The organism is Burkholderia sp. F1 (assembly GCF_050813845.1).
GTDB classification, from domain to species: domain Bacteria; phylum Pseudomonadota; class Gammaproteobacteria; order Burkholderiales; family Burkholderiaceae; genus Burkholderia; species Burkholderia ubonensis.
The window spans coordinates 2,774,570-2,799,910 of record NZ_CP172421.1; the positions used below are offsets into that span (position 1 = coordinate 2,774,570).

The following is a 25,341-nucleotide window of genomic DNA, read 5'->3' on the forward strand; positions in this document are numbered from 1 at the left end:
GGGTTTCCTCTGAGAATGACGATGGATTCTTCATCCTGCGACGGCGCGTGCGCGAAAGCCGCTTTCGCTACAGACGCGCGAAGCCGCCGCAGGTTCATACGTTCTTAGTTGAAATCGTTTTCCAGGAACGGGGTGCGCTTCACCGCCTGGTCCAGCGTGACGAGCGTCTCCAGCAGCGCGCCCATCCGGTTGAGCGGCACCGCGTTCGGGCCGTCCGACTTCGCTTCGGCCGGCTTCGGGTGCGTTTCCATGAACAGGCCCGCGACGCCCGTGGCGACCGCCGCGCGCGCGAGCACCGGCACGAATTCACGCTGGCCGCCCGAGCTCGTGCCCTGCCCGCCCGGCAGCTGCACCGAGTGGGTCGCGTCGAACACGACAGGTGCGCCCGTCTCGCGCATGATCGCGAGCGAACGCATGTCCGACACGAGGTTGTTGTAGCCGAACGAGACGCCGCGCTCGCACGCCATGAAGCGGTCTTCCGACAGCCCCGCTTCGCGGGCCGCTTCACGCGCCTTGTCGATCACGTTCTTCATGTCGTGCGGCGCGAGGAACTGGCCCTTCTTGATGTTGACGGGCTTGCCCGAGCGCGCGCACGCGTGGATGAAGTCGGTCTGGCGGCACAGGAACGCGGGCGTCTGCAGAACGTCGACGACCGACGCGACCGCCTCGATGTCGTCGATCGAGTGCACGTCGGTGAGCACCGGCAGGCCGAGCTGGCGCTTCACCTCGGACAGGATGCGCAGCCCCTCGTCCATTCCGAGGCCGCGGAACGACTTGCCCGAGCTGCGGTTCGCCTTGTCATAGGACGACTTGTAGATGAACGGGATGTTCAGCTTCTCGCAGACTTCCTTCAGGCGGCCGGCCGTGTCGATCGTCATCTGTTCGGATTCGACGACACAGGTACCCGCGATCAGGAAGAACGGCTTGTCGAGACCGACCTCGAAATCGCACAGCTTCATGCTTTCACTCCGGCGCGCGCCTGCTGGCTGGCCAGCGCGGCTTCGACGAACGACTTGAACAGAGGATGACCGTCACGCGGCGTGGACGTGAATTCCGGGTGGAACTGCACGCCGACGAACCACGGGTGCATCGAGCGCGGCAGCTCCATCATTTCCGGCAGGTCCTCGCTCGGGGTACGCGCGCTGATGATAAGGCCGCCGCTTTCGAGCTGGGGCACGAAGCGGTTATTGACTTCATAACGGTGGCGGTGACGTTCGTTCACGTCCTTGCCGTAGATCTCTTCCGCGAGCGTGCCGGGCTTGATCGGGCAGCGCTGCGAGCCGAGACGCATCGTGCCGCCGAGATCGGAGTCCTCGGTGCGCTTCTCGACCTTGCCTTCGCGGTCGTACCACTCGTTGATCAGCGCGACGACGCGTTCCGGCGTCTGCGGATCGAATTCGGTGCTGTTCGCCTGCTTCAGGCCGACGACGTCGCGCGCGAACTCGATCACCGCGAGCTGCATGCCGAGGCAGATGCCGAGGTACGGCACCTTCGCCTCGCGCGCATAGCGGATCGCCGCGATCTTGCCTTCCGTGCCGCGACGGCCGAAGCCGCCCGGCACCAGCACCGCATCCAGGTGCTTCAGGCTGTCGACGCCGTTCGCCTCGATCTCTTCCGAGTCGATGTACTCGATGTTGACCTGCGTCGACGTGTGGATCGATGCATGGCGCAGCGCTTCGATCAGCGACTTGTACGACTCGGTCAGGTCGACGTACTTGCCGACCATGCCGATCGTCACTTCGTGCTTCGGGTGCTCCAGCTTCTCGACGAGCTCGGACCACATCGCGAGGTCGGCGTCGTGCGGCGTCAGCTTCAGTTCCTCGCAGATGATCCGGTCGAGGCCCTGGTCGTGCAGCATCTGCGGAATCTTGTAGATGCTGTCGACGTCCCACACCGAGATCACGGCGTCTTCCGGCACGTTCGAGAACAGCGAGATCTTCTTCGACTCGTCGTCCGGAATGCGGCGGTCCGCACGGCAGAGCAGCACGTGCGGCAGGATGCCGATCTCGCGCAGCTTCTGCACGCTGTGCTGGGTCGGCTTCGTCTTCAGTTCGCCGGCCGTCGCGATGTACGGCACGAGCGTCAGGTGCACGAAGCACGCGCTGTTGCGGCCGAGGCGCAGGCTCATCTGGCGCGCCGCCTCGAGGAACGGCAGCGATTCGATGTCGCCGACCGTGCCGCCGATCTCGACGATCGCGACGTCCGGCTCGCCGCAGGTGGCCGACGCGGCCCCGCGCTCGATGAACGCCTGGATCTCGTTCGTGATGTGCGGAATCACCTGCACGGTCTTGCCGAGATAGTCGCCGCGGCGTTCCTTGCGGATCACCGATTCGTAGATCTGGCCGGTCGTGAAGTTGTTGGCCTTGCGCATCTTCGTGCTGATGAAGCGCTCATAGTGGCCGAGGTCGAGATCCGTCTCCGCGCCGTCTTCCGTCACGAACACTTCGCCGTGCTGGAACGGGCTCATCGTGCCGGGGTCGACGTTGATGTAGGGATCGAGTTTGAGGAGGGTGACTTTCAGACCGCGCGATTCGAGGATCGCGGCGAGAGAGGCGGCGGCAATACCCTTGCCAAGGGAAGAAACTACGCCGCCGGTGACGAAAACATATTTGGTCATCGCTGGATGCTCGCGGGAAAAACGGATTATACCGTAAAGCCCGCGCTTCTCTCAGCAATTGACGCGATGATTGCGCCCTTTCCCGCTGCGTCGCGCCAGCCGAGCCTGACGCGCCGGATGCGCGGCGGCCGTGCCGCGATTCAGGCGTCGTGCGCGGACACGACGGCCCCTTCTTCCGCGCGCAGCGTATTCAGCATCCGCTGCAATGCGCGCGCCGTCTCCAGCGGCCGTTCCATCGGGAACAGGTGACTGCCCTCGAGCCATTCGATGCGCCCGTGAGTCGCGCGGCGCGTGGCGTCGAGCCCGACCTGGCGCACCTCGCGCGAGTGCGTGCCGGCGAGAAAGCCGAGCGGCACCGGCGCGCCGTGCGAGAGCCGCGGGCCGAGCGTATGCGGCAAGGTCCGGTAGATCAGGTATTCGATCTGCCGGTCGAACGCGAGCGTGCGCTCGCCGTCGACGGCCGCCTGCGGAATGCCGTAGTCGATGTAGTCGGCCAGCATCCGCTCGTCCCAGCGCGCGAACGCCGGCTTCTCGTGGAAATGCCGCCAGGCTTCGTCGCGGTTCGCCCAGTGCGTGCGCCGGTTGCGCGTCGCCGCGGCCGGCGACAGCCGCTCGTCGAGCCCCGCCCACTGGCTGGCGCGCAACGCGCCGCTGCGCCAGCCGGCGATGATCGGCGAATCCAGCATCACCACGCCGCGCACCCACTGCGGCTTCTTCAGCGCGGCCATCAGCGACAGATAGCCGCCGAGCGAATGGCCGACGAGCCACACCGGCCGCTCGTAGCGGCCGCCGATGTCGTCGAGCAGCTGCTCGACGAGATGCGGCCAGTCGCGCGTGACCGGATAGCGCCGGTCGTGCCCGATCCGCTCGATGTACCGCAGTTCGTAGTCGTCGGCCAATTCGGCGAAGATCGTCCGGTACGTCGACGCCGGAAAGCCGTTCGCGTGCGAAAAATGGATGATGTCCTTCAAACGCCGGTGTCTCCTTTGTCGACCTGAATGAGCGCTTCAGCGCTTACTCGGGTCCCATGCCTTGCGGTCGCCCCGAACCGGCGCTTCAGCGCCTGGTCCGGTTCCGTGCAAGGCCGTCATCCCGCTTGGCGCGTCACCGGTCCATCCAGTAGCGGCGCTGCGCATCGCGGTGAAGTTCGAGCGCGAACCTTCCGCCTGCCGGCGCGACGTCGAACCGCACGGCGCCGTCGCGATCGGTTCGCGGCAACGGGATCCCGCGCGCCGCGTAGCGTGCGAGGACGGTCCGGTGCGGATGCCCGAAACGATTGCGATAGCCTACAGGAAATACCGCAACGCGCGGCCCGACCGAATCGAGGAAAGGCTCGACCGACGACGTGCGGCTGCCGTGATGCGCGACGATCAGAATTTGCGCGGCGAGCGCGTCGCGATCCGTGGCGACGAGCCGGCGCTCGACGTTCGCTTCAATGTCCCCCGTCAGCAGCGCGGACGTGCCGCCCGCGTCGACGCGCAGCACGCACGACTGCGCGTTCGTCGCGCCGCCGCCGGGGCCGCCCTGCGGCCAGAGCACCGTGAACGTCACGCCGTCCCAGCGCCAGCGCTGCCCTGCCGCGCACGGCACGCGGCTCGCGACGCCAGCCGCCTCCGCATCGCGCCACAGCCGGTTGCCGGCCGGCATCCCGCCCAGCAGCTGGCGCACCTTGACCGCCGCATAGACTGCGGGGGCGCCGCCGGCGTGATCCGCATCGGCATGGCTCAGCACGAGCGTGTCGAGATCCCGGATGCCGCGGGCGCGCAGGAATGGCGCGACGATCCGCTCGCCCGCATGGGTCGATTCCGCCCCCGGCCCGGCGTCGAACAGCAGTGTCCGGCGCGCGGTCTCGACCAGCACCGATGCGCCCTGCCCGACGTCGACCACGGTCAGCCGGAACCCGCCTTCCGGCGGCCGGTCCGGCGCCGGCGCGACGAGCGGCAGCCAGGTGAGCGGCGCTGCCCAGCGCAGCGGCCAGCCGCGCGGCAGCAGCAGCCAGACGACGCCCACGCAGGCGAGCGTCAGCACCGGCCAGTCGGGCATCGGCAGCCAGAACACGCTGCGCGGCCAGTCCGCGAGCCGTTCGAGCATTGCCATCATCGGATCGAGCGACGTGCGCGCCAGCCGGAATGCGCTGGCGTCGAGCGGCGCGGGCAGCGCGATGCCCGCGAGCACGATCGGCGTGACGACGCTGCTGACCCACGGAATCGCGAATGCGTTCGCGAGCGGCCCCGACACGGAGATCTGCGCGAACCACGCGGCCGTCAGCGGCGCGAGCCCGATCGTGACCGCGTATTGCACCCGCGATGCTTCGGCCACGCGGCGGACGCCCCGCCGGCGCCATGCGCGCAGCCGCTCGCCGAACCCGGCGCGTTCCGGCTCGGCGCCGGGCTCCTGCACGGCGCGCCAGCCCGACACGGCCAGCAGGATGACGGCGACCGCGCCGAACGACAGCCAGAAGCCGGCCGACAGCACCGCCCACGGATCGGCCAGCAGCACGGCGCCCAGCGCCGCGCACAGCACCGACGACGCCGGCACGCTGCGCCCCGCCAGATACGCGACGCCGCCCGCCGCGATCATCCACCATGACCGCTGCGCCGGCACGTTGAAACCGGCCAGCGCCGCGTAGCCGAGCGCGCCCGTCAGCGCCGCGAGCGCGGCGACCCAGGGGGCCGGCACGACGAGCACAGCGGCGCGGCCCCGCCAGCGAAGCCGGCGCCAGACGGCCGACGCGAGCCAGCCAGCGATCCCGCCGACCAGGCCGACGTGCAGGCCCGAGATCGCCACCAGATGGCTCGTGCCGGTGTCGCGCAGCACGCGCCAGTCGTCGTCGCCGATGCCGGACTGATCGCCGATCGCGAGCGCGGCGACGATGCCGCGATGATCCGCGTGCTGCCCGAGCGTCACGCCGATGCGTGCCCGCAACCGGTCGCGCAAGCGGTCGATCGACGCCTGGATGCCGCGCGCCCGCGCATCGACCAGCACCGCCCGCTGCGGCGCGCTCACGTAGCCGAGCGAGCGAATCCCCGCGCCGAGCCACGCCGCCTCGCTGTCGCGCACGCCGGGATTCGCTTCGCCGTGCGGGCGCTTCAGCCGCACCGTCAGCCGCCACCGCTGCGCGGCGCGCAGGTCCGGAGCCGCCGCCGGTTCCGCGCGCGCCCCGTAGGTGCGCCATGACAGCCGGATCAGCGGAGGGAAACGGGCAAGGCCGGCATCGTTCGATTCGACCGCGAACAGGAACCGCGCGCCCGCATCGTCGACGACAGGCAGCCCCTTGATCACACCCGTGACCGTGATGTCGCGCCCTTCCCACTCGGCGGGCAACTCGTCGCGCAGCCGCCACTCCGCCCGCCCGGCCGCGTACCCGAACCCCACGACACAGGCCGCCGCTGCCCACAACGTCCAGCCGATCGCGGCAGTCGCCCGCGTCCGCGGCCGGCGCCGCGCGCACCCGACGCCGGCCGCCGCGAGCGCCGCCAGCACGGCCGCGCCGCCCAGCCATTGCGCCACGCCCGGCAACGCCGCCTGCCGCTGCAGCGCGGCGACGCCGAAAGCGAACGCCACCCACCACACGCGCATTCCGCCTCCTCGCCGACCCGGCGACGCCGTCGCGAATCGGGCGCCTCCGGGAAACGATTATGCGGACGAAAGCGCGAGCCTGGGCAACGCGGCACGCGCGTTAGCCGAAGTGCATAGGGCAAGCTCGGCCGCGTCGATGCCGCGCAGTTCGGCGAGCACGTCGCCGATGCGCGGCACCTGGTCCGGCGTGTTGCGGGATTGATACGCCCACTCGGGCGCGATATCGGGCGCATCCGTTTCGACGACGAGCGCATCGACCGGCAACTGCGTCGCCAGCCGGCGGATCTGCAGCGCGCGCGTGAACGTGACGTTGCCGCCGAAGCCGAGATGCAGGCCCTGCGCGAGATACGCTTCGGCCTGCTGGAAACTGCCGTTGAATGCGTGCGCGATGCCGCGCCGCACGCCGAAACGGCGCAGCCCCGCGAGCACGCGGTCCTGCGACTTGCGCACGTGGCAGAGCACCGGCAGGTCGAACTCGCGCGCGAGCTTCAGCTGGCCCTGATAGAAGAATTGCTGCCGGTCTTCGTCGAGCCCGGGCACGAAGTAGTCGAGACCGATCTCGCCGATCGCGACGAACCGCGGATCATCGAGACTCGCTTCGATTTCCATGCGCAGCCGGTCGAGATCGCCGTCGCGCGCATGCGGCGTATACATCGGATGGATGCCGAGCGCATAGACCGCGCCCGGCGTGCGATGCGCGAGCTCGCGCACCGGCGCGAAGTTGTCGCGCCCGACGCTCGGGATCACGATGCGCGCCACGCCCGCATCGCGCGCCGCCTGCGCGACCGCGTCGCGGTCGGCATCGAATTCGGCGGCATCGAGATGGCAATGCGTATCGATCCACATGTCAGCGTTCGCCTGGCCGCTCCCGGCAAACGCGCCGCCCGTCGGGCAGCGGCACGCGCGAGGAGCGCGGGTTCATGTCAGACCGGCAGGGCCGGCTCTTCGTGCAGCACGCCGTCGCGCAGCCGCATGATGCGGTCGCAGCGCGCGGCGAGATCGGTATCGTGCGTGACGATCACGAAGCTCGTGTTCAGCGTCTCCGACAGTTCGAGCATCAGGTTGAACACCGTATCGGCGGTCCCGCCGTCGAGGTTGCCGGTCGGCTCGTCGGCGAGCACGCACGCGGGCTTCGTCACCAGCGCGCGCGCAATCGCGACGCGCTGCCGCTCGCCGCCCGACAGCTCGCCCGGACGATGCTTCGCGCGAGCGCCGAGCCCGACCCGCTCGAGCATCGCCTGCGCCTCGGCGCGTGCGTCCTCGGTCGTCATCCGGCGGATGCGCAGTGGCATCGCGACGTTGTCGAGCGCGCTGAATTCGGGCAGCAGATGGTGGAACTGGTAGACGAACCCGAGCGCCCGGTTGCGCAGGTCGTTGCGCTCGCGCTCGCCGAGCTGCGTAAACGGCTTGCCGAGCAGCGACACCTCGCCCGCGCTCGGCTCGTCGAGACCGCCGAGCACGTGCAGCAGCGTGCTCTTGCCGGAGCCCGACGCGCCGACGACCGCGAGCTTCTCGCCGCGCCGCACCGACAGCTCGGTATTGTTGAGCACCTGCACGTTGAAGCCGCCCTGCACGAACGCCTTCGTGATGCCGCGCGCCTGAAGCACGTATTCCTGCATACCTGCCGAATCCTGAGTGTTGTAATGGGGTCGAGAAGCCGCGACAGCGGCGGCGCGGTCATTCATAGCGCAGCGCCTCCGCCGGCTTGACCTTCGCGCCACGCCAGCTCGGGTAGAGCGTCGCGACCGCCGACAGCACGAACGCGATCACGCCGATCCGGATCACGTCGCTCGCGACGAGCTCGGACGGCAGCTCGCTGATGAAGTACACGGACGACGGCAGGAACTGCACGCCGAGCGCATGCTCGATCATCGGGATCAGCCACGGGATGCTCCACGCGATCAGGCAGCCGAGCGCGATGCCCATCGCGGTGCCGGAGAAGCCGATCGTCACACCCTGCACGACGAAGATCTTCATGATCGAGCCAGGCTGCGCGCCGAGTGTGCGCAGGATCGCGATGTCGGCCTGCTTGTTGGTCACCGTCATCACGAGCGACGACACGAGGTTGAACGCGGCCACCGCGATGATCAGCGTCAGGATGATGAACATCATCCGCTTCTCGATCTTCACCGCCGAGAACCAGGTCTTGTTCTGCTGGGTCCAGTCGCGGATGTACAGGCTGCCGGACAGCGAATGCGACAGCTCCACCGCCACGTCCGGCGCCTTCTGCATGTCCTTCACCCGCAGCCGCACGCCGGTCGGTGCGCTCAGGCGGAACAGCGCCTCGGCGTCGCGGATGTCGATCATCGCGAGCGTGCTGTCGTATTCGTAGTGACCCGACTCGAACACGCCGACGACCGTGAACTGCTTCAGCCGCGGCAGCATCCCGGCCGGCGTGATCGTGCCTTCGGGCGCGACCAGCGTGACCTTGTCGCCGACCGTCACGCCGAGATTGCCGGCCAGCGCGTCGCCGAGCACGATGCCGAACTGGCCCGGCACGAGCGCGGCGAGCTGGCCCGCCTTCATGTCCTTGCCGATTTCCGACACCTGCGGCTCGAGCGACGGCTCGATGCCGCGCAGCATCACGCCGCTCACCGCGTCCTGGCGCGTGAGCAGCGCCTGCGCCTCGACGTACGGCGCCGCGCCGGTCACCGACGGGTTGCGGCGCGCCTCCTGCGCGGTCAGCTGCCAGTCGGGCATCTGGCCCGTCGGCGAGAACACCTCGACGTGCGCGAGCACCGACAGCATCCGGTCGCGCACCTCCTTCTGGAAGCCGTTCATCACCGACAGCACGACGATCAGCGCGGCGACGCCGAGCGCGATGCCGAGCATCGACACGAGCGCGATGAAGGAAATGAAGCCGTTGCCGGTCGTGCGTTTGCCGGCGCGCGTGTAGCGCCAGCCGATCTGCCATTCGTACGGAAGTTTCAAGCGAATCCTTTCTGCTGGTTGCGGCATGGAGGGCGGCCCGACGTACCGGTCGCCCCCGCCCGAGCGGGGGGCAAAACCCGCCGCCGGGCGCGAGCCGGCCGTCGGTCCGCCCGAACACGCGCGCAGTTTGCCATACAATGCGCACCATCATGCACGACCGACGCCTCCATTTTCTCGTTCCTTTCGCGCTGCCGTCGGCGGCCGATGCAGCCTCGTCCCTGCACACGCTGGACAGTCCCGCGCTCGAAAAGTTGCTGTCGCGCGCGAGCCTCGTCGAGCGCGTGGCCGGCGAGGATTTCCAGCGCACGCTGCCGCACGAGCGCTGGCTCGCCCGCCAGTTCGGCGCGGCCCAGGGCAACGCCGCCGACGAGGCGCCGCTCGCGCCCTACATGCTGCTCGCGGACGGCGGCGACCCGGGCGACCTGGCCTGGGCCTGCGTGGAACCCGTGCACGTCGAGATCGCGCACGACCATCTCGTGCTCGTCGATCCGGCCGCGCTCGAGCTGGAAGACGGCGAGGCGGCCGCGCTGCTCGCCGTCGCGCGCCCGCTGATCGAGGAGCTTGGGGTCCGGCTCGAAGCGCCCCGCCCGCACCGCTGGTACCTGTCGAGCGAACAGTTCCGCCACCTGGCCGGCGCCGCGCCGCTGCGCGCGAGCGGCCGCAACATCGAGATCTGGCTGCCGCACGAGGCGCACACCGGCGAACGCTCGCGGATCTGGATGAAGCTGCAGAACGAAGTGCAGATGGCCTGGTTCCAGCATCCGGTCAACGAAGCGCGCGAAGCGCGCGGCCTGCCCGCCGTGAATTCGATCTGGTTCCACGCGCAGGGCGCGCTGAAGCCCGTCGGCCAGCCGTTCGCGCGCGTGCTGTCCACCGCGCCCGCGGCGCTCGGCCTCGCGCGCGCGGCCCGGGCCGACGCCGGCGCACCGCCCGCCGCGTTCGACAAGCTCGCAGCCGCCGACGGTGCGACGCTCGTCGAGCTGTCGGCACTCACGACCCCATTCATCGAACAGGACTGGGCGAGCTGGCACGACGCGCTCGGCGCGATGGAGCGCGACTGGTTCGCGCCCGCCCTCGCCGCGCTGCAGCGCGGCGAACTGGCGCGCGTCGACGTCACGCTGTGCGGCGACACCAGCTCGGCGACCCTGCGCGCGACGCGCGGCGACCTGCGCAAGTTCTGGCGCCGCCGCGCGCTCGCGTCCCTGTTCGAATAAAGCCACCTCATGACCCGCATCGTTACCCGCCCCGTCGCGCCCGCCGACGCCGAAGCGCTCGCGCGCCACGGCCTGCACCCGGTGCTCGCGCGCCTGTACGCCGCGCGCGGCGTGCAATCCCCGTCCGACATCGAGACCGCGCTCGCGCGCCTCGTCCCGCCCACCGAACTGAAAGGCTGCGCCGACGCGGCCGCGCTGCTCGCCGACGCGATCGCCGAGCGGCGGCGCCTGCTCGTCGTCGCCGACTACGACTGCGACGGCGCGACCGCCTGCGCGGTCGCGGTGCGCGGGCTGCGGATGTTCGGCGCGCAGATCGACTATCTGGTGCCGAACCGTTTCGAGTACGGCTACGGCCTCACGCCCGAGATCGTCGAGCTGGCGGCCGCGCGCAAGCCGGACCTGCTGATCACCGTCGACAACGGCATCGCGAGCGTCGCGGGCGTCGAAGCCGCGAACGCGCGCGGGATCGACGTGCTGGTCACCGACCACCACCTGCCCGGCGACGCGCTGCCCGCCGCGCGCGCGATCGTCAACCCGAACCAGCCGGGCTGCGCGTTCCCGAGCAAGCACATCGCCGGCGTCGGCGTGATGTTCTACGTGCTGCTCGCGCTGCGCGCCGAGCTGCGCCGCCGCGGCGCATTCGCCAGCAAGGAGGCCGAGCCGCGCCTCGACGGCCTGCTCGACCTCGTCGCGCTCGGCACCGTCGCCGACGTCGTGCGGCTCGACGGCAACAACCGGGTGCTGGTCGCGCAGGGGCTGCAGCGCATCCGCAACGGCCGGATGCAGCCGGGCGTCGCCGCGCTGTTCCGCGCGGCCGCCCGCGAAGCCCGCACCGCGTCGGGCTTCGACCTCGGCTTCGGGCTCGGCCCGCGGCTGAACGCCGCCGGCCGGCTGTCCGACATGTCGCTCGGGATCGAGTGCCTGATCACCGACGACGTCGGCCGCGCGTGGGAGCTCGCCCAGCAGCTCGACACGATGAACCGCGAACGCCGCGAAATCGAGGCCGGGATGCAGCAGCAGGCGCTCGCCGATCTCGCGCACGTCGATCCGGCCGACGCGTGCACGATCACCCTCTTCAATCCCGACTGGCACCAGGGCGTGATCGGCATCGTCGCCGGACGCCTGAAGGAGAAATTCCACCGGCCGTCGTTCACGTTCGCGCACGCGGACGAGCACGGCGCGCGCGTCAAGGGCTCGGGGCGATCGATCCCCGGTTTCCACCTGCGCGACGCGCTCGACCTCGTGTCGAAGCGCGAACCGGACCTGCTCGCCGCATTCGGCGGCCACGCGATGGCAGCCGGCGTGACGCTCGACACCGCGAACGTGCCGCGCTTCGCGGCCGCGTTCGAGGCGGTCGCGCGCGAGTGGCTGTCCGACGACGCGCTCGCCCGCGTGATCGAGACCGACGGCGAGCTCGAGGACGCCTACTTCACGCCGCAGTTCGTCGGGCTGCTCGACGAGGCGGTCTGGGGCCAGGGCTTTCCGGCCCCGCTGTTCTCGGGCGAATTCGACGTCGTGTCGCAGTCCCTGGTGAAGGACAAGCACCTGAAGCTGCAGCTCGCGCGCGGCCGCCAGCGCTTCAATGCGATCTGGTTCAACCACACGGAGCCGCTGCCGGCGAGCGCGCTCATCGCGTACCGCCTCGTCGCCGACACGTGGAACGGCGTCACGCGCGTGCAGCTGATCGTCGAGCACGCGGGCGCCTGAGCCGGCACCCGGACGGGGCGCGGACCGCGCGCCGCCTCGCCCGGCGGGGCGCGGGCGAGCGTGCGCACCCCGTCGGCGTCACCGGGAGGCCGCCTCGATCGGCTATAATTCCGCTTTTTTACGAAGCACGAAAAGCGAAACGATCATGGAAGCGGAACGTCTCAACGCGATCGAAAGCTCCCTGCTCGACCTGCGCAACCGCGCGGGCGAGCTTCGGGGGTATCTTTGACTACGACGCCAAAGCTGCGCGTCTGACCGAAGTCAACAAGGAACTCGAAGACCCGAACGTCTGGAACGATTCGAAGAACGCCCAGGCGCTCGGCCGCGAAAAGAAGCTGCTCGAAGGCGTCGTCACGACGCTGACGGCGCTCGATAGCGACCTGCGCGATGCGCTCGACCTGTTCGAGATGGCCCGCGAGGAAAACGACGAAGACACCCTCGTCGCATCGGAAGAAGACGCCGCGAAGCTCGAAGCGCGCGTCGGCGACATCGAGTTCCGCCGGATGTTCTCGAACCCGGCCGATCCGAACAACTGCTTCATCGACATCCAGGCCGGCGCCGGCGGCACCGAAGCGTGCGACTGGGCGTCGATGCTGCTGCGCCAGTACCTGCGCTATTGCGAGCGCAAGGGCTTCAAGGCCGAGGTGCTGGAAGAGTCCGACGGCGACGTCGCCGGCATCAAGAACGCGACGGTCAAGGTCTCGGGCGAATACGCATACGGCTTCCTGCGCACCGAAACCGGCATCCACCGCCTCGTGCGCAAGTCGCCGTTCGACTCGTCGGGCGGCCGCCACACGTCGTTCTCGTCGGTGTTCGTGTATCCGGAAATCGACGACTCGATCGAAGTCGAGGTCAACCCGGCCGACCTGCGCATCGACACGTACCGCGCATCGGGCGCGGGCGGCCAGCACATCAACAAGACCGACTCGGCGGTGCGGATCACGCACATGCCGACCGGCATCGTCGTGCAGTGCCAGAACGACCGCTCGCAGCACCGCAACCGTGCCGAAGCGATGGCAATGCTGAAGTCGCGCCTGTACGAAGCCGAGATGCGCAAGCGCCAGGCCGAGCAGGACAAGCTCGAGTCGAGCAAGACCGACGTGGGCTGGGGCCACCAGATCCGCTCGTACGTGCTCGACCAGAGCCGCGTGAAGGACCTGCGCACGAACGTCGAAATGAGCAACACGAAAGCGGTGCTCGACGGCGATCTCGACGACTTCATCAGCGCGAGCCTCAAACAGGGCGTGTAAGCGCCGCGGCGCGGCCTGCCCGGGTCGCGCCACCCTTGCCCTCCCGTTTGCGTTGCCGCACCCACCCCGTATTCCGACCATCATGACCGAATCGACCCAAACGCAGCCCGCCGTCGCGGCGGACGAAAACCAGATCATCGCCGAGCGCCGCGAGAAGCTGCGCGCATTGCGCGAGCAAGGCGTCGCCTACCCGAACGATTTCCAGCCGACGCATCACGCAGCCGAGCTGCAGGCGAAATTCGCCGACTCGGACAAGGCCGCGCTCGAAGCGAACCCGGTCGAGGTGGCGGTCGCCGGCCGCATGATGCTCAAGCGCGTGATGGGCAAAGCGAGCTTCGCGACGGTGCAGGACGGTTCGGGCCAGATCCAGTTCTTCGTGACGCCGAACGACGTCGGCGCGGAGACCTATGACGCGTTCAAGAAGTGGGACCTCGGCGACATCGTCGCCGCGCGCGGCGTGCTGTTCCGCACCAACAAGGGCGAACTGTCGGTCCAGTGCAAGGAACTGCGCCTGCTGTCGAAGGCGCTGCGCCCGCTGCCGGACAAATTCCACGGCCTCGCCGACCAGGAAATGCGCTACCGCCAGCGCTACGTCGACCTGATCGTCACGCCGGAAACGCGCGACACGTTCCGTGCGCGCACGAAGACGATCGCATCGATCCGCAAGTTCATGGACGGCGCGGACTTCATGGAAGTCGAAACGCCGATGCTGCACCCGATCCCGGGCGGCGCGGCCGCGAAGCCGTTCGTCACACACCACAACGCGCTCGACATGCAGATGTTCCTGCGCATCGCGCCGGAGCTGTACCTGAAGCGGCTGATCGTCGGCGGCTTCGAGCGCGTGTTCGAAATCAACCGGAATTTCCGTAACGAGGGCGTGTCGCCGCGCCACAATCCGGAATTCACGATGATGGAGTTCTACGCCGCGTACACCGACTACCGCTGGCTGATGGACTTCACCGAGCAACTGATCCGCCAGGCGGCGATCGATGCGCTCGGCACTGCGACGATCCAGTACCAGGGCCGCGAGCTCGACCTCGCGAAGCCGTTCCATCGCCTGACGATCACGCAGGCGATCCAGAAGTACGCGCCGCAATACACGGACGGCCAGCTGTCCGACGACGCGTACCTGCGCAGCGAGCTGAAGCGCCTCGGCGTCGACGTCACGCAGCCGGCGTTCCTGAACGCGGGCATCGGCGCGCTGCAGCTCGCGCTGTTCGAGGAAACCGCCGAAGCGCAGCTGTGGGAGCCGACGTACATCATCGACTACCCGGTCGAAGTGTCGCCGCTTGCACGCGCGTCGGACACGGTGCCCGGCATCACCGAGCGCTTCGAGCTGTTCATGACCGGCCGCGAAATCGCGAACGGCTTCTCGGAGCTGAACGATCCGGAAGACCAGGCCGCGCGCTTCAGGAAGCAGGTCGAGCAGAAGGACGCCGGCGACGAGGAAGCGATGTTCTTCGACGCCGACTACATCCGCGCGCTCGAATACGGGATGCCTCCGACGGGCGGCTGCGGGATCGGCATCGACCGCCTCGTGATGCTGCTGACCGACAGCCCGACGATCCGCGACGTGCTGCTGTTCCCCCACCTGCGCCGCGAAGACTGACCCGCTTCGCCTGCGCGCCCTGCGGCGCGCAGGCGACAGCTTTGTAACCGCGCGTAAATCCCGCCTGCCGGCGTCCGCCGGCAATCAATCCTCCCCCCTTTTATCTCGGCGTCACGCCGGCTTTTGCCCGGTCTGGCGCACGCCCGTTCGCAAACTTCGGCATCGAATCGTTACAACTTGATACGGCGGCCGTCCTGTGCTTGGACGACACTCCTTTTGCAAAACAACGCACGACTACGTGCGAGGAGAGCAAAAATGGACAACCAGAATCAGACCACGCCTCAAAAGCAACGCCTTCACCCGCTCGTCGCGACCGCGGCGGGCGCCGTCATCATCGCAAGCCTCGCGGCGACGGCGGCCGTCACCGGCCTGTTCCCGAAGGCCACCAGCGGCGACGCTCAGAACGGCCAGACGCAGGCAGCGATAATTGCCGCGCAGCCGGCCGTCGATACGGCGGCGGCGGCCAGCGCGGCACGCGCAGCGCCAGCGCAGCAGGTCGCGGCCGAGCAAGCCGCACAACCGCAGGCGCCGGTCGCCCAGGCCCAGCCACAGCCGGCTCCGCGCCCGGCGCCGACGCACCATCGCCGCCACTCGTCGACGGCGCCGCAGCCGCCTGAGTACGCGCAGCAGGGCGGTGGCTACTCGCAGCCGTCTTCGTCCTATTGCCAGACCTGCGGCACGGTGGTCGCGATCAACCAGATGCGCACGCCCGGCCAGAGTTCGGGTATCGGCGCAGTCGGCGGCGCCGCGGCGGGCGGCCTGCTCGGCAACCAGTTCGGTCACGGCAATGGCCGCACCGCAATGACGCTGCTCGGCGCGCTGGGCGGCGGCCTCGCCGGCAACCAGGTCGAGAAGCAGGTGCGCGCGGAAACCGACTACCAGGTGCAAGTGCAGATGGAAAACGGCACGACCCGCACGTTCACGTACCACAACCCGCCGCCGTTCGGCCAAGGCCAGCGCGTGCGGATCGAGAACGGTACGCTGGTCGGCGCGTAACCGGCCGATCGGTCCCCTGCCCGCGTGTCATGCGCGGGCAGCGTGACCCGGAAACGAAAACGGCTCGTGATCGCTCACGAGCCGTTTTTTCATCCCGGGCCGCTTGCGCCATCGGGCGCCCGCCGTGCTCAGTCTTCTTCGTCGAAGTCGGATTCGTCGATCCAGTGCGCCTGGATCGCTTCGAGAATCTTCTCGCCGGAATGCTTCGGGTCATCGTTGAAGCCGTCGAGTTCGAGCACCCACTGGCGCAGCTCGACGAAATTGATCCGCTGCGGATCGATGTCCGGATGCTTGTCCGCCAGCGCGATCGCGATCTCGCGCGAATCGGTCCATTTCATCGCCTGCCTCCTGTTCCGGTCAGTGATTTTCCTTCGCGTGGTTGATCGAGTACTTCGGAATCTCGACCACCAGGTCCGAATCGTCCTGCACGATCGCCTGGCACGACAGGCGCGACGTCGGCTCGAGGCCCCACGCCTTGTCGAGCAGGTCGTCCTCGTCCTCCTCGGACGGCTCCAGATCGTTGAAGCCCTCGCGGATCACCACGTGGCACGTCGTGCATGCGCACGACTTCTCGCATGCGTGCTCGATCTCGATGCCGTGGTCGAGCAGGTTGTCGCAGATACTCTTGCCGGGCGTCGCGTCGATCACTGCGCCGTCCGGGCACAGTTCGACGTGAGGCAGCACCACCAGTTGAGGCATGTCCGTTCCGTCAGTCAGGTGCGGCACGTTGCACCGCACGATTCATCATAACGCCGGCCGTCGACGGCCGGCGTGCAAGTCCTTCGTTCAGATCTCGTCGAGCCGGCGGCCCGCCAGCGCGCGCTTGATGCTCTTGTCCATCCGGCGCGCCGCGAATTCGTCGGTGCCTTCGGCCAGCGCCTTGGTCGCCGCTTCGATCGCGTCGGTATCGTCGCCCTGCGCAACCGTGCGCAGTGCCGCAACGCGCGCATCGACTTCCGCGCGCTCCGCGGCGTCGAGCAGCTCGCCGTCGGCGGCGAGCGCGGCTTCCGTCGCTTCGATCATCCGCTCGGCCTCGACCTGCGCCTCGCGCAACGCGCGCGCACACATATCGATCTCGGCGGTCTTGAAGCTCTCTTCGAGCATCTTCGCGATGTCGTCGTCGGCGAGACCGTACGACGGCTTCACGACGACCGACGCCTCGACGCCCGAATGCTGTTCGCGCGCGAACACCGACAGCAGGCCGTCCGCGTCGACCTGATAGGTCACGCGAATCCGCGCCGCGCCGGCCGTCATCGGCGGGATGCCGCGCAGCTCGAAACGCGCGAGCGACCGGCAGTCGGCAACGAGCTCGCGCTCGCCCTGCACGACGTGGATCGCCATCGCGGTCTGGCCGTCCTTGAAGGTCGTGAATTCCTGCGCGCGCGCGATCGGGATCGTCGAATTGCGCGGGATGATCTTCTCGACGAGGCCGCCCATCGTCTCGACGCCGAGCGACAGCGGAATCACGTCGAGCAGCAGCCAGTCGTCGCCGCCGCCGCGATTGCCGGCGAGCAGGTCGGCCTGGATCGCCGCGCCGAGCGCGACGACCTGATCCGGATCGAGATTCACGAGCGGCGGCTGGCCGAAATGCTTCGCGACCGCGTCACGGATCACCGGCATGCGCGTCGCGCCCCCGACGAGCACCACGCCCTTGATGTCGGCCGGCGTCACCTGCGCATCGCGCAGCGCCTTGCGGGTCGGCGTCAGCGTGCGCTGCACGAGCGGCTCGACGAGCGTGGCGAACGCATCGTGCGTGACCGTCTGCACGAGATGCACGCCGCTCGACAGCGTCACGTCGAGCGACGCCTGCGGCGCCGCGGACAGCGCTTCCTTGAGCAGCCGCACGCGGTCGAGCAGCAGCCGCACGTCCTCGGCCGCGAGCGTGTTCGCGTCGATCCCGGCCTGAGCGAGCACGTGGCCGAACAGCGCATGATCGAAATCGTCGCCGCCGAGCGCCGAATCGCCGCCCGCGGCGAGCACTTCGAACACGCCCTTCGTCAGCTTCAGGATCGACAGGTCGAACGTGCCGCCGCCAAGGTCGTAGACCGCGTACAGGCCTTCGGCGGCATTATCGAGACCGTAGGCGATCGCCGCCGCGGTCGGTTCGTTCAGCAGGCGCAGCACGTTCAGGCCCGCGAGACGCGCGGCGTCCTTGGTCGCCTGGCGCTGCGCGTCGTCGAAGTACGCGGGCACCGTGATCACCGCGCCGACCAGCTCGTCGCCGAGCGTATCTTCCGCGCGATAGCGCAGCGTCGCGAGAATCTCGGCCGATACCTCGACCGGGCTCTTCACGCCGTCGACGGTGCGGATCTGCACCATGCCCGGCGCGTCGACGAATTCGTACGGCGCGTTCGCCGCGCCTTCGACTTCGGCCTTGCCGCGACCCATGAAGCGCTTGACCGACACGATCGTGTTGCGCGGGTCGGTCGCGGCCTGTTCCTTCGCGTCGTGGCCGATGCGGCGGCCGCCCTTTTCGAGATAACGCACCACCGACGGCAGCAGCGCACGGCCCGCTTCGTCCGGCAGCACCTCGGGCACGCTGTTGCGCACGGCCGCGACGAGCGAATTCGTCGTGCCGAGATCGATCCCGACGGCGAGCCGCCGCTGGTGCGGCGCCGGCGCCATGCCCGGTTCGGAAATTTGCAGTAAAGCCATCTTGGTTCGTTCGGGCGCTCGGCCCGTTTGCTGCGCGTGCCGCGAGGCACGCGGTTAAGTTTCGAGGCGCTCGATCTGCGCGCCCACTTCCGACGCGACCCGCTCGATGAACATCAGCTGGCGCACGGCCTCGGCGGCGGCCTGGTCGGCGCCGCTGTCGAGCAGCGCGCCGAGGCGCTCGACGCGCGCGCGCTTCTCGTCGCGCAGCTCGGCGAGCAGCGCATCGAGCGCATCGACGTTACGGGCGGCCGCCGCATCCTCGATGCCTTCGCGCCACTCCATCTGCTGCATCAGGAACGCCGGCTCCATCGCGGTATTGTTTTCCGCGCCGATATCCACGCCGCGCAGCGACAGCAGGTAGGTGGCGCGTTTCAGCGGATCGCGCAGCGTCCGGTATGCCTCGTTCGCCCGCGTCGCCCACTGCATCGCAATGCGCTTCTGCGCATCGCCGGCCGCCGCGAAACGGTCGGGATGCACTTGCGTCTGCACGGTGCGGTAAGCGGCGTCGAGCGCCGCGTCGTCGAGCGCGAACTGCGCCGGCAGGTGAAACAGGTCGAAGTGGCTGTCTTTCAGCGAGACCATCGTCGCGTTCAATTCCGATTCGTCGCGCGGGCATTCGCCGCGCATTAAAAAGGCGGCACGCGCCGCCTGTTGCCCGCTTCGCGCGGCATCCCGCGTCACACGCGGAACGATTCTCCGCAGCCGCACTCGTCCTTCACGTTCGGGTTGTTGAACTTGAACCCTTCGTTCAGGCCCTCGCGCGCAAAATCGAGTTCGGTGCCGTCGATGTAAGCAAGGCTTTTCGGATCGACGACGACCTTCACGCCATGGCTTTCGAACACCTGATCCTCGGGCGCGAGGTCATCGACATACTCGAGCTTGTACGCGAGGCCCGAGCACCCGGTCGTGCGAACGCCGAGCCGCAGGCCCAGCCCCTTGCCGCGCCGGACCAGATACTTCTGGACGTGCTGCGCTGCTTTTTCGGTCAGTGTAATTGCCATGATGTCCTTGCCGCCGCGCGCCGATCGCGGTGCGCGGCGTTCCAGCTAGTCGCTCGATTCCGCTCAGGCGGCTGCCTGATCGCCTTCCTTGACGTCGTGACGCTTCTTGTAGTCGGCCACGGCCGCCTTGATCGCGTCTTCCGCGAGAATCGAACAGTGAATCTTCACCGGCGGCAGCGCCAGTTCTTCGGCGATCTGCGTGTTCTTGATCGAAAGCGCCTCGTCGAGCGTCTTGCCCTTCACCCATTCGGTCACGAGCGAGCTCGACGCGATCGCCGAGCCGCAACCGTAGGTCTTGAACTTCGCGTCTTCGATCACGCCGTCCGCGCCGACGCGAATCTGCAGCTTCATCACGTCGCCGCAGGCCGGCGCGCCCACCATGCCGGTGCCGACCGCGTCGTCGTCCTTCGCGAACGAGCCGACGTTACGCGGGTTTTCGTAGTGATCCAGAACCTTGTTGCTGTAAGACATGACTCAGACTCCTTGACTCGTTACGTCTGCGTGCGCCAATCCGCCCGCGTGTGTATTCAATGCGGTTTTCAGTGCGCGGCCCATTCGATCGTCGACAGATCGATGCCTTCCTGGTGCATTTCCCAAAGCGGCGACAGTTCGCGCAGCTTCGCGATCTTGCTGTTCAGCAGATTGACCACGTAGTCCACCTCCTGCTCCGTCGTGAAGCGGCCGACCGTGAAGCGGATCGAGCTGTGCGCGAGCTCGTCGTTGCGGCCAAGCGCGCGCAGCACGTACGACGGCTCCAGCGACGCCGACGTGCACGCGGAGCCCGACGACACCGCGACGTCCTTGATCGCCATGATCAGCGACTCGCCTTCGACGAAGTTGAAGCTGATGTTCAGGTTATGCGGGATACGGTGCTCCATGTCACCGTTCACATACGTTTCCTCGATCTGCGACAGGCCGCGCAGCAGCTTGTCGCGCAGCATGCGGACGCGCTCGTTCTCGGTCGCCATTTCTTCGCGGGCGATGCGGAACGCCTCGCCCATGCCGACGATCTGGTGCGTCGGCAGCGTGCCCGAGCGCATCCCGCGCTCATGGCCGCCGCCGTGCATCTGCGCCTCGATGCGCACGCGCGGCTTGCGGCGCACGTACAGCGCGCCGATGCCCTTCGGGCCATAGGTCTTGTGCGCCGAGAACGACATCAGGTCGACCTTCAGCTTCGCGAGGTCGATCTCGACCTTGCCGGTCGCCTGCGCGGCGTCGACGTGGAAGACGATGCCCTTCGCGCGGCAGATCTCGCCGATCGTCTCGATGTCCTGGATCACGCCGATCTCGTTGTTGACGTGCATCACCGACACGAGGATCGTATCCGGGCGCAGCGCGGCCTTGAACACGTCGAGGTCGACCAGGCCGTTTTCCTTCACGTCCAGATAGGTGACTTCGAAGCCGTCGCGCTCGAGCTCGCGGCAGGTGTCGAGCACGGCCTTGTGCTCGGTCTTCACCGTGATGATGTGCTTGCCCTTGCCCTTGTAGAAATTCGCGGCGCCCTTGATCGCGAGGTTGTCCGATTCGGTCGCGCCGGACGTCCAGATGATCTCGCGCGGATCGGCGTTCACGAGTGCGGCCACCTGCTCGCGCGCCTCTTCGACCGCGCGTTCCGCGTCCCAGCCGTATGCGTGGCTGCGCGACGCCGGGTTGCCGAACTGCTCGCGCAGGTACGGCACCATCTTGTCGACCACGCGCGGATCAACCGGCGTCGTCGCGCTGTAATCCATGTAGATGGGCAGGTGGAGAGTCTCTTGGGTCATCTGTCGCTCCGGGTATTCTGTGCAGGGACTATGCGTTATAGGTTGTCAGCGGGCTGGCTTCTCGCTCACGAACTTGCGATGTTGAACACCGAATTCGGGCCGAGCGGCATCGTGCGCACCGGCTCGGCGGGCGCGGCGACGGGCTCGGGCGCGCGCCGGTCGCGCAGCACCGCGGGCGCGCCCTCACGCGTGCGCTGCTGATCGACGAGATCCTGCAGCGAGACCGAATCGAGGTATTCGACCATTTTCTGGTTGAGCGTCGCCCACAGCTCGTGCGTCATGCAGTGGCCGTCGGGCTGCTTCGAGCCGTCGCACGTGCCCTTGCCGCCGCACTGCGTGGCATCGAGCGGTTCGTCGACCGCGATGATGATGTCGGCGACGGTGACGTCCTGTGCGCGACGCGCGAGGTTGTAGCCGCCGCCGGGTCCGCGCACGGACTCGACGATTTCGTGTCTGCGCAGCTTGCCGAACAGCTGTTCGAGGTACGAGAGCGAAATCCGCTGGCGCTGGCTGATGCCTGCAAGCGTCACCGGGCCCTGCTCCTGGCGCAGTGCCAAGTCAATCATCGCCGTGACGGCGAAACGGCCTTTGGTGGTGAGTCTCATGGTGGTGTTAGGGGACTGCAATCTTGACGATTTTGGTCAAGTATAAATATTTGACGAATTTAGTCAAGTATCCCTGTCTTCGAAAGGGTATTCGCGAAACGGTTAATGAAAACCGGCCGAAGTCAGCGCGGCACGCGCTGGCGCAGCGTGTCCAGCAGGCCACGGCACGCGGCTTCGCACTGGTCGAGCACTTGCTCGAAGCCTTGCACGCCGCCGAAATAAGGGTCGGCGACCTCGGACGCCGTCGCGCCGGACGCGAATTCCATCAACAGCCGCACCTTGTCGCGATGCTGCGCGGGGCAGCGCCGGCGCAATTCCGCAAGATTGGCCTCGTCCATCGCCAGCAGCAGATCAAAGCACTCGAAATCGGCTGCGCTCACCTGCCGTGCGCGCAGCGCCGACAGGTCGTAGCCGCGCGTGCGCGCCGCCGCCTGGGCGCGGGCATCGGGCGGCTCGCCCACATGCCAGTCGCCGGTGCCGGCCGAATCGACGTCGATCCGGTCCGCCAGCCCGGCGGCTTCCACCTGATGGCGCATCACGCCCTCGGCGGTCGGGGAACGGCAGATGTTGCCGAGACAGACGAAACAGATCGCAACGCGGGTCATCGCACTACCGGAAGGCCGCGGCGGACCGCGTAAACGGGGAACACGCCATTATACAAAGGCGCCCGGAATCGCGCCGTCGCGCCACGCGACGGCGACCTGCGTCAAAGCGCCTTGGGTGCAGCGAGCACGACACTGCCGGCTGCCGCGGGCAACGGCTTCGCCACGTCGCCGACGAGCCCGAATGATACGGCGCGCGCCAGCTCGGCGGATGCCTGGTGCACCGCGAGCGGCCCCCGCGACGGCGCGTCGCCGACGGCATGCAGATAAGCGGCAGCCGCGAGCGGCACGACGATCGCCAACGGCCAATACATCGATATTGTCTTTTTCATGATGCGACCTCCTTGACCTTACGTCCCCGAAACCCTCTCCCGGGGACTACAGGCCAGATTCTATAGACCGCATCTATCAGGATAAATACGTAAATAGTGAACTCAGTGTTGCTGCCGGATGAACAGTCGCGCGGCGGTCAGCCGAGATGGCTGCGCGACGCGGCGTACAGCTCGCGGAACGTGCGCCCGGTCGGCACCGGCAGGTCGCGCGTCTCCATCCAGCCGCCCATCATTGGCAGGCGCCGCAGCATGCCGCCCCCGCCGCCGAGCCGCTCGAGGATGCGCACCGCGAGTTTCGTCGTCAGCGCATAAAGCGTCGGGCGGCGCGCGACGAAGCCCCACGCGGCCAGCGCCGCGCGCTCGCGCCACGGCCGCAGGTGGCGCTCGACCTGCTTCTCGCGCAGCGTGCGCAGCAGGTGCGACAGCGGGATCCCGACCGGGCAGACGCTGTCGCACTCGCCGCACAGCGTCGCCGCCTGCGGCAGGTCGAGCGCGCGATCGAGGCCGACGTAGCTCGGCGTCAGCACCGACCCCATCGGCCCCGGGTAGACCCAGCCGTAGGTGTGACCGCCGACCTTCTGATACACCGGGCAATGGTTCATGCAGGCGCCGCAGCGGATACAGCGCAGCATCTCCTGGAATTCGCCGCCGATGAGGCCGGTGCGCCCGCCGTCGACGAGCACCACGTACATGTGCTCCGGACCGTCCTCGTCGCCCGGCCCACGCGGCCCGGTCAGCAGCGAGAAGTAGTTCGACGTCTTCTGGCCGGTCGCCGAGCGCGGCAGCAGGCGCATCGCGGTCGCGAGATCCTCGAGCGTCGGCAGCACCTTCTCGATGCCGGTCACGGCGACGTGCACGCGCGGCATCACCGTGCACATCCCCTCGTTGCCCTCGTTCGTGACGAGCGCGACCGAGCCCGTCTCGGCGATCACGAAGTTGCCGCCCGTCACGCCCATGTCGGCCGACAGGAAGTGCGGACGCAGCACCTCGCGCGCCTCGCGCGTCATGTCGGGAATCTCGGTGAGGCGCTCGCGGTGATGGGTGCGCGCGAACAGGTCGGCGATCTCGTCCTTGTCCTTGTGCACGACGGGCGCGATGATGTGGCTCGGCGGCTCGTTGTCGTTGATCTGCAGGATGTACTCGCCGAGATCCGTCTCGATCGACTGAACGCCCATCTGGCCGAGCACCTCGTTCAGGCGCATTTCCTCCGACACCATCGACTTGGTCTTGATGACCTTCTTCACGTCGTGGCGGCGCGCGATGTCGGCGACGAGGCGCGCCGCGTCGGCCGTCGTTTCAGCAAACAGCACCGTCGTGCCGCGCCGCGTCGCCTCGCGCTCGAACGCCTCGAGCCACACGTCGAGGTTTTCGAGCGCACGATTGCGGCGCGCCTTGAGCGCCGCGCGCGTTGCCGGGAAGTCGATCTGCGTCATCGCGTCGGCCCGCGCGGACACGAACTTCGTCGACAGCTTCTTCAGGTTCTGTTGCAGGCGCTGGTCGGCCAGCTTCTGGCCGGCGCGCGCCTTGAAATGCATCGATTGGACTTGCATCGCGGTATCAAGGGGGAAAGTGAGCGGACCCGGGCGTCAGACGTCGCCCGCCAGCACCTGCGCGATGTGCAGCACGCGCGTGTCGCGGTCGCCCGTGCGGCGCAACCGCCCTTCGATGTTCAGCATGCAGCCGAGATCGCCGAGCACGACGGCGCCCGCGCCCGATGCGCGCACATTCGCGCATTTCTCGTCCGCGATCGCCGTCGAGATGTCGCCGTACTTGACCGAGAACGTGCCGCCGAAGCCGCAGCAGTGCTCGCAGTCCTTCATCTCGGTGACCGCGACGCCGCGTTGCGCGAGCAGCGCGCGCGGCTGCGCCTTCACGCCGAGCTCGCGCAGCCCCGAGCACGAATCGTGGTACGTGACCGGGCCCGCGAACTCGCCGGGTTCGAGCGAAACCTTCGCGACGTTCGCGAGGAAGTCGGTCAGTTCATGGACCTTCTGCTGGAATCGGGAATAGCGCCCCATCAATTCGGGATCGTCGCGGAACAGGTCGCCGTAGTGCGTGCGGATCATCCCGCCGCACGAGCCCGACGGCGCGACGACGTAGTCGAACTGCTCGAACTCGCGCAGCGTCTTCTCGGCGAGATCGCGCGCGAGCGCGCGGTCGCCGGAGTTGTAGGCCGGCTGGCCGCAGCAGGTCTGCGCGGGCGGCACGATCACCTCGAAGCCCGCGTCGCGGATCAGCTTGAGCGCGGAAAACCCGATTTCGGGACGCATCAAATCGACCAGACAGGTCACGAACAAACCGACTCGCATAGGCGCTCCTTCGAGAAAACGGCTCTCATTATCCGCCGTTTGCCCGGCAGGACCAACGCCGCCGCGCGCGGCCCGGCCGCCCGGAACCAATGCGAGGACTTCCTCGAACGCCGTTCGCTTTTTTCACGATACGAGATACAATCGGCGGAACAGCGCATGACGCAGCAACCG

General features: G+C 68.2%; 24 protein-coding genes. 5 read left to right on the forward strand and 19 right to left on the reverse strand.

Going from position 1 to position 25,341, the window contains the following annotated elements; translation table 11 throughout:
- Positions 1-104 precede the first annotated feature (104 nt).
- From kdsA to ACFIMZ_RS13150, 7 genes are all read right to left on the reverse strand, one after another.
- The gene (gene kdsA / locus ACFIMZ_RS13120) at positions 105-959 is read right to left on the reverse strand and encodes a 3-deoxy-8-phosphooctulonate synthase (RefSeq protein ID WP_431819892.1); all 855 of its coding nucleotides are present in this window, start codon (positions 957-959) and stop codon (positions 105-107) included.
- The gene (locus ACFIMZ_RS13125; protein ID WP_431819893.1) at positions 956-2,617 is read right to left on the reverse strand and encodes a CTP synthase; all 1,662 of its coding nucleotides are present in this window, start codon (positions 2,615-2,617) and stop codon (positions 956-958) included. The genes kdsA and ACFIMZ_RS13125 overlap by 4 nt, the downstream gene beginning before the upstream one ends.
- A gap of 140 nt (positions 2,618-2,757) precedes the next feature.
- Positions 2,758-3,588 (reverse strand): alpha/beta fold hydrolase, encoded by an 831-nt coding sequence (locus ACFIMZ_RS13130; RefSeq protein WP_431819894.1) that lies wholly within the window; start codon positions 3,586-3,588, stop codon positions 2,758-2,760.
- Between the two features lie 133 nt (positions 3,589-3,721).
- Positions 3,722-6,196, reverse strand: a complete 2,475-nt coding sequence (locus tag ACFIMZ_RS13135) for a DNA internalization-related competence protein ComEC/Rec2 (RefSeq protein ID WP_431819895.1) — start codon at positions 6,194-6,196, stop codon at positions 3,722-3,724.
- 57 nt (positions 6,197-6,253) lie between these two features.
- Positions 6,254-7,042: a TatD family hydrolase gene (locus ACFIMZ_RS13140; RefSeq protein WP_431819896.1), complete on the reverse strand. Its 789-nt coding sequence runs from the start codon at positions 7,040-7,042 to the stop codon at positions 6,254-6,256.
- A gap of 77 nt (positions 7,043-7,119) precedes the next feature.
- Positions 7,120-7,881: a lipoprotein-releasing ABC transporter ATP-binding protein LolD gene (gene lolD, locus ACFIMZ_RS13145; RefSeq protein WP_431819897.1), complete on the reverse strand. Its 762-nt coding sequence runs from the start codon at positions 7,879-7,881 to the stop codon at positions 7,120-7,122.
- Positions 7,874-9,127 (reverse strand): lipoprotein-releasing ABC transporter permease subunit, encoded by a 1,254-nt coding sequence (locus ACFIMZ_RS13150; RefSeq protein WP_431819898.1) that lies wholly within the window; start codon positions 9,125-9,127, stop codon positions 7,874-7,876. Before ACFIMZ_RS13150 ends, lolD begins: the two co-directional genes overlap by 8 nt.
- Positions 9,128-9,264: 137 nt before the next feature.
- Between ACFIMZ_RS13150 and ACFIMZ_RS13155 the strand changes: the two genes are divergently transcribed.
- From ACFIMZ_RS13155 to ACFIMZ_RS13175, 5 genes are all read left to right on the forward strand, one after another.
- Positions 9,265-10,341 (forward strand): regulator, encoded by a 1,077-nt coding sequence (locus ACFIMZ_RS13155; protein WP_431819899.1) that lies wholly within the window; start codon positions 9,265-9,267, stop codon positions 10,339-10,341.
- A 9-nt stretch (positions 10,342-10,350) separates the two neighbouring features.
- Positions 10,351-12,048 (forward strand): single-stranded-DNA-specific exonuclease RecJ, encoded by a 1,698-nt coding sequence (gene recJ / locus ACFIMZ_RS13160; protein WP_431819900.1) that lies wholly within the window; start codon positions 10,351-10,353, stop codon positions 12,046-12,048.
- Positions 12,049-12,193: 145 nt separating this feature from the next.
- Positions 12,194-13,298, forward strand: a protein-coding gene (gene prfB, locus ACFIMZ_RS13165) for a peptide chain release factor 2 (RefSeq protein WP_124483289.1) whose coding sequence is annotated in 2 segments (ribosomal slippage) — positions 12,194-12,274 and positions 12,276-13,298 — 1,104 coding nt in all. Because the reading frame shifts where the segments join, the coding sequence is not laid out codon by codon here.
- Positions 13,299-13,380: 82 nt separating this feature from the next.
- Positions 13,381-14,907 (forward strand): lysine--tRNA ligase, encoded by a 1,527-nt coding sequence (lysS, locus tag ACFIMZ_RS13170; protein ID WP_431819901.1) that lies wholly within the window; start codon positions 13,381-13,383, stop codon positions 14,905-14,907.
- Between the two features lie 255 nt (positions 14,908-15,162).
- Entirely contained in the window at positions 15,163-15,903 is a 741-nt protein-coding gene (locus tag ACFIMZ_RS13175; RefSeq protein ID WP_431819902.1) for a glycine zipper 2TM domain-containing protein, read from the forward strand.
- A gap of 128 nt (positions 15,904-16,031) precedes the next feature.
- On the opposite strand, the gene iscX is transcribed toward ACFIMZ_RS13175, so the two are convergent.
- From iscX to ACFIMZ_RS13235, 12 genes are all read right to left on the reverse strand, one after another.
- Positions 16,032-16,241, reverse strand: coding sequence for a Fe-S cluster assembly protein IscX (gene iscX / locus ACFIMZ_RS13180; RefSeq protein WP_431819903.1), 210 nt, complete (start codon positions 16,239-16,241; stop codon positions 16,032-16,034).
- 19 nt (positions 16,242-16,260) lie between these two features.
- Positions 16,261-16,602, reverse strand: coding sequence for an ISC system 2Fe-2S type ferredoxin (gene fdx / locus ACFIMZ_RS13185; RefSeq protein ID WP_431819904.1), 342 nt, complete (start codon positions 16,600-16,602; stop codon positions 16,261-16,263).
- Between the two features lie 87 nt (positions 16,603-16,689).
- Positions 16,690-18,558: a Fe-S protein assembly chaperone HscA gene (gene hscA, locus ACFIMZ_RS13190; protein ID WP_431819905.1), complete on the reverse strand. Its 1,869-nt coding sequence runs from the start codon at positions 18,556-18,558 to the stop codon at positions 16,690-16,692.
- 54 nt (positions 18,559-18,612) lie between these two features.
- Positions 18,613-19,140 carry a Fe-S protein assembly co-chaperone HscB gene (gene hscB / locus ACFIMZ_RS13195; RefSeq protein ID WP_042584654.1) on the reverse strand — a complete coding sequence of 176 codons (528 nt, stop codon included), beginning with the start codon at positions 19,138-19,140 and terminating at the stop codon, positions 18,613-18,615.
- A 95-nt stretch (positions 19,141-19,235) separates the two neighbouring features.
- Positions 19,236-19,559 (reverse strand): iron-sulfur cluster assembly protein IscA, encoded by a 324-nt coding sequence (iscA, locus tag ACFIMZ_RS13200; RefSeq protein WP_010091953.1) that lies wholly within the window; start codon positions 19,557-19,559, stop codon positions 19,236-19,238.
- Between the two features lie 63 nt (positions 19,560-19,622).
- Positions 19,623-20,030, reverse strand: a complete 408-nt coding sequence (iscU, locus tag ACFIMZ_RS13205) for a Fe-S cluster assembly scaffold IscU (RefSeq protein ID WP_010091952.1) — start codon at positions 20,028-20,030, stop codon at positions 19,623-19,625.
- Between the two features lie 68 nt (positions 20,031-20,098).
- Positions 20,099-21,322: an IscS subfamily cysteine desulfurase gene (locus tag ACFIMZ_RS13210; RefSeq protein WP_431819906.1), complete on the reverse strand. Its 1,224-nt coding sequence runs from the start codon at positions 21,320-21,322 to the stop codon at positions 20,099-20,101.
- 65 nt (positions 21,323-21,387) lie between these two features.
- Positions 21,388-21,927, reverse strand: a complete 540-nt coding sequence (gene iscR / locus ACFIMZ_RS13215) for a Fe-S cluster assembly transcriptional regulator IscR (RefSeq protein WP_042584372.1) — start codon at positions 21,925-21,927, stop codon at positions 21,388-21,390.
- Between the two features lie 122 nt (positions 21,928-22,049).
- Positions 22,050-22,532, reverse strand: coding sequence for a low molecular weight protein-tyrosine-phosphatase (locus ACFIMZ_RS13220; RefSeq protein WP_431819907.1), 483 nt, complete (start codon positions 22,530-22,532; stop codon positions 22,050-22,052).
- 101 nt (positions 22,533-22,633) lie between these two features.
- A complete protein-coding gene (locus tag ACFIMZ_RS13225; RefSeq protein ID WP_060238240.1) occupies positions 22,634-22,861 on the reverse strand; it encodes a hypothetical protein in 228 nt (75 codons plus the stop codon).
- Between the two features lie 137 nt (positions 22,862-22,998).
- Positions 22,999-24,411 (reverse strand): lactate utilization protein B, encoded by a 1,413-nt coding sequence (locus ACFIMZ_RS13230; protein WP_431819908.1) that lies wholly within the window; start codon positions 24,409-24,411, stop codon positions 22,999-23,001.
- 36 nt (positions 24,412-24,447) lie between these two features.
- A complete protein-coding gene (locus ACFIMZ_RS13235) occupies positions 24,448-25,170 on the reverse strand; it encodes a (Fe-S)-binding protein (RefSeq protein ID WP_431819909.1) in 723 nt (240 codons plus the stop codon).
- Positions 25,171-25,341 lie beyond the last annotated feature (171 nt).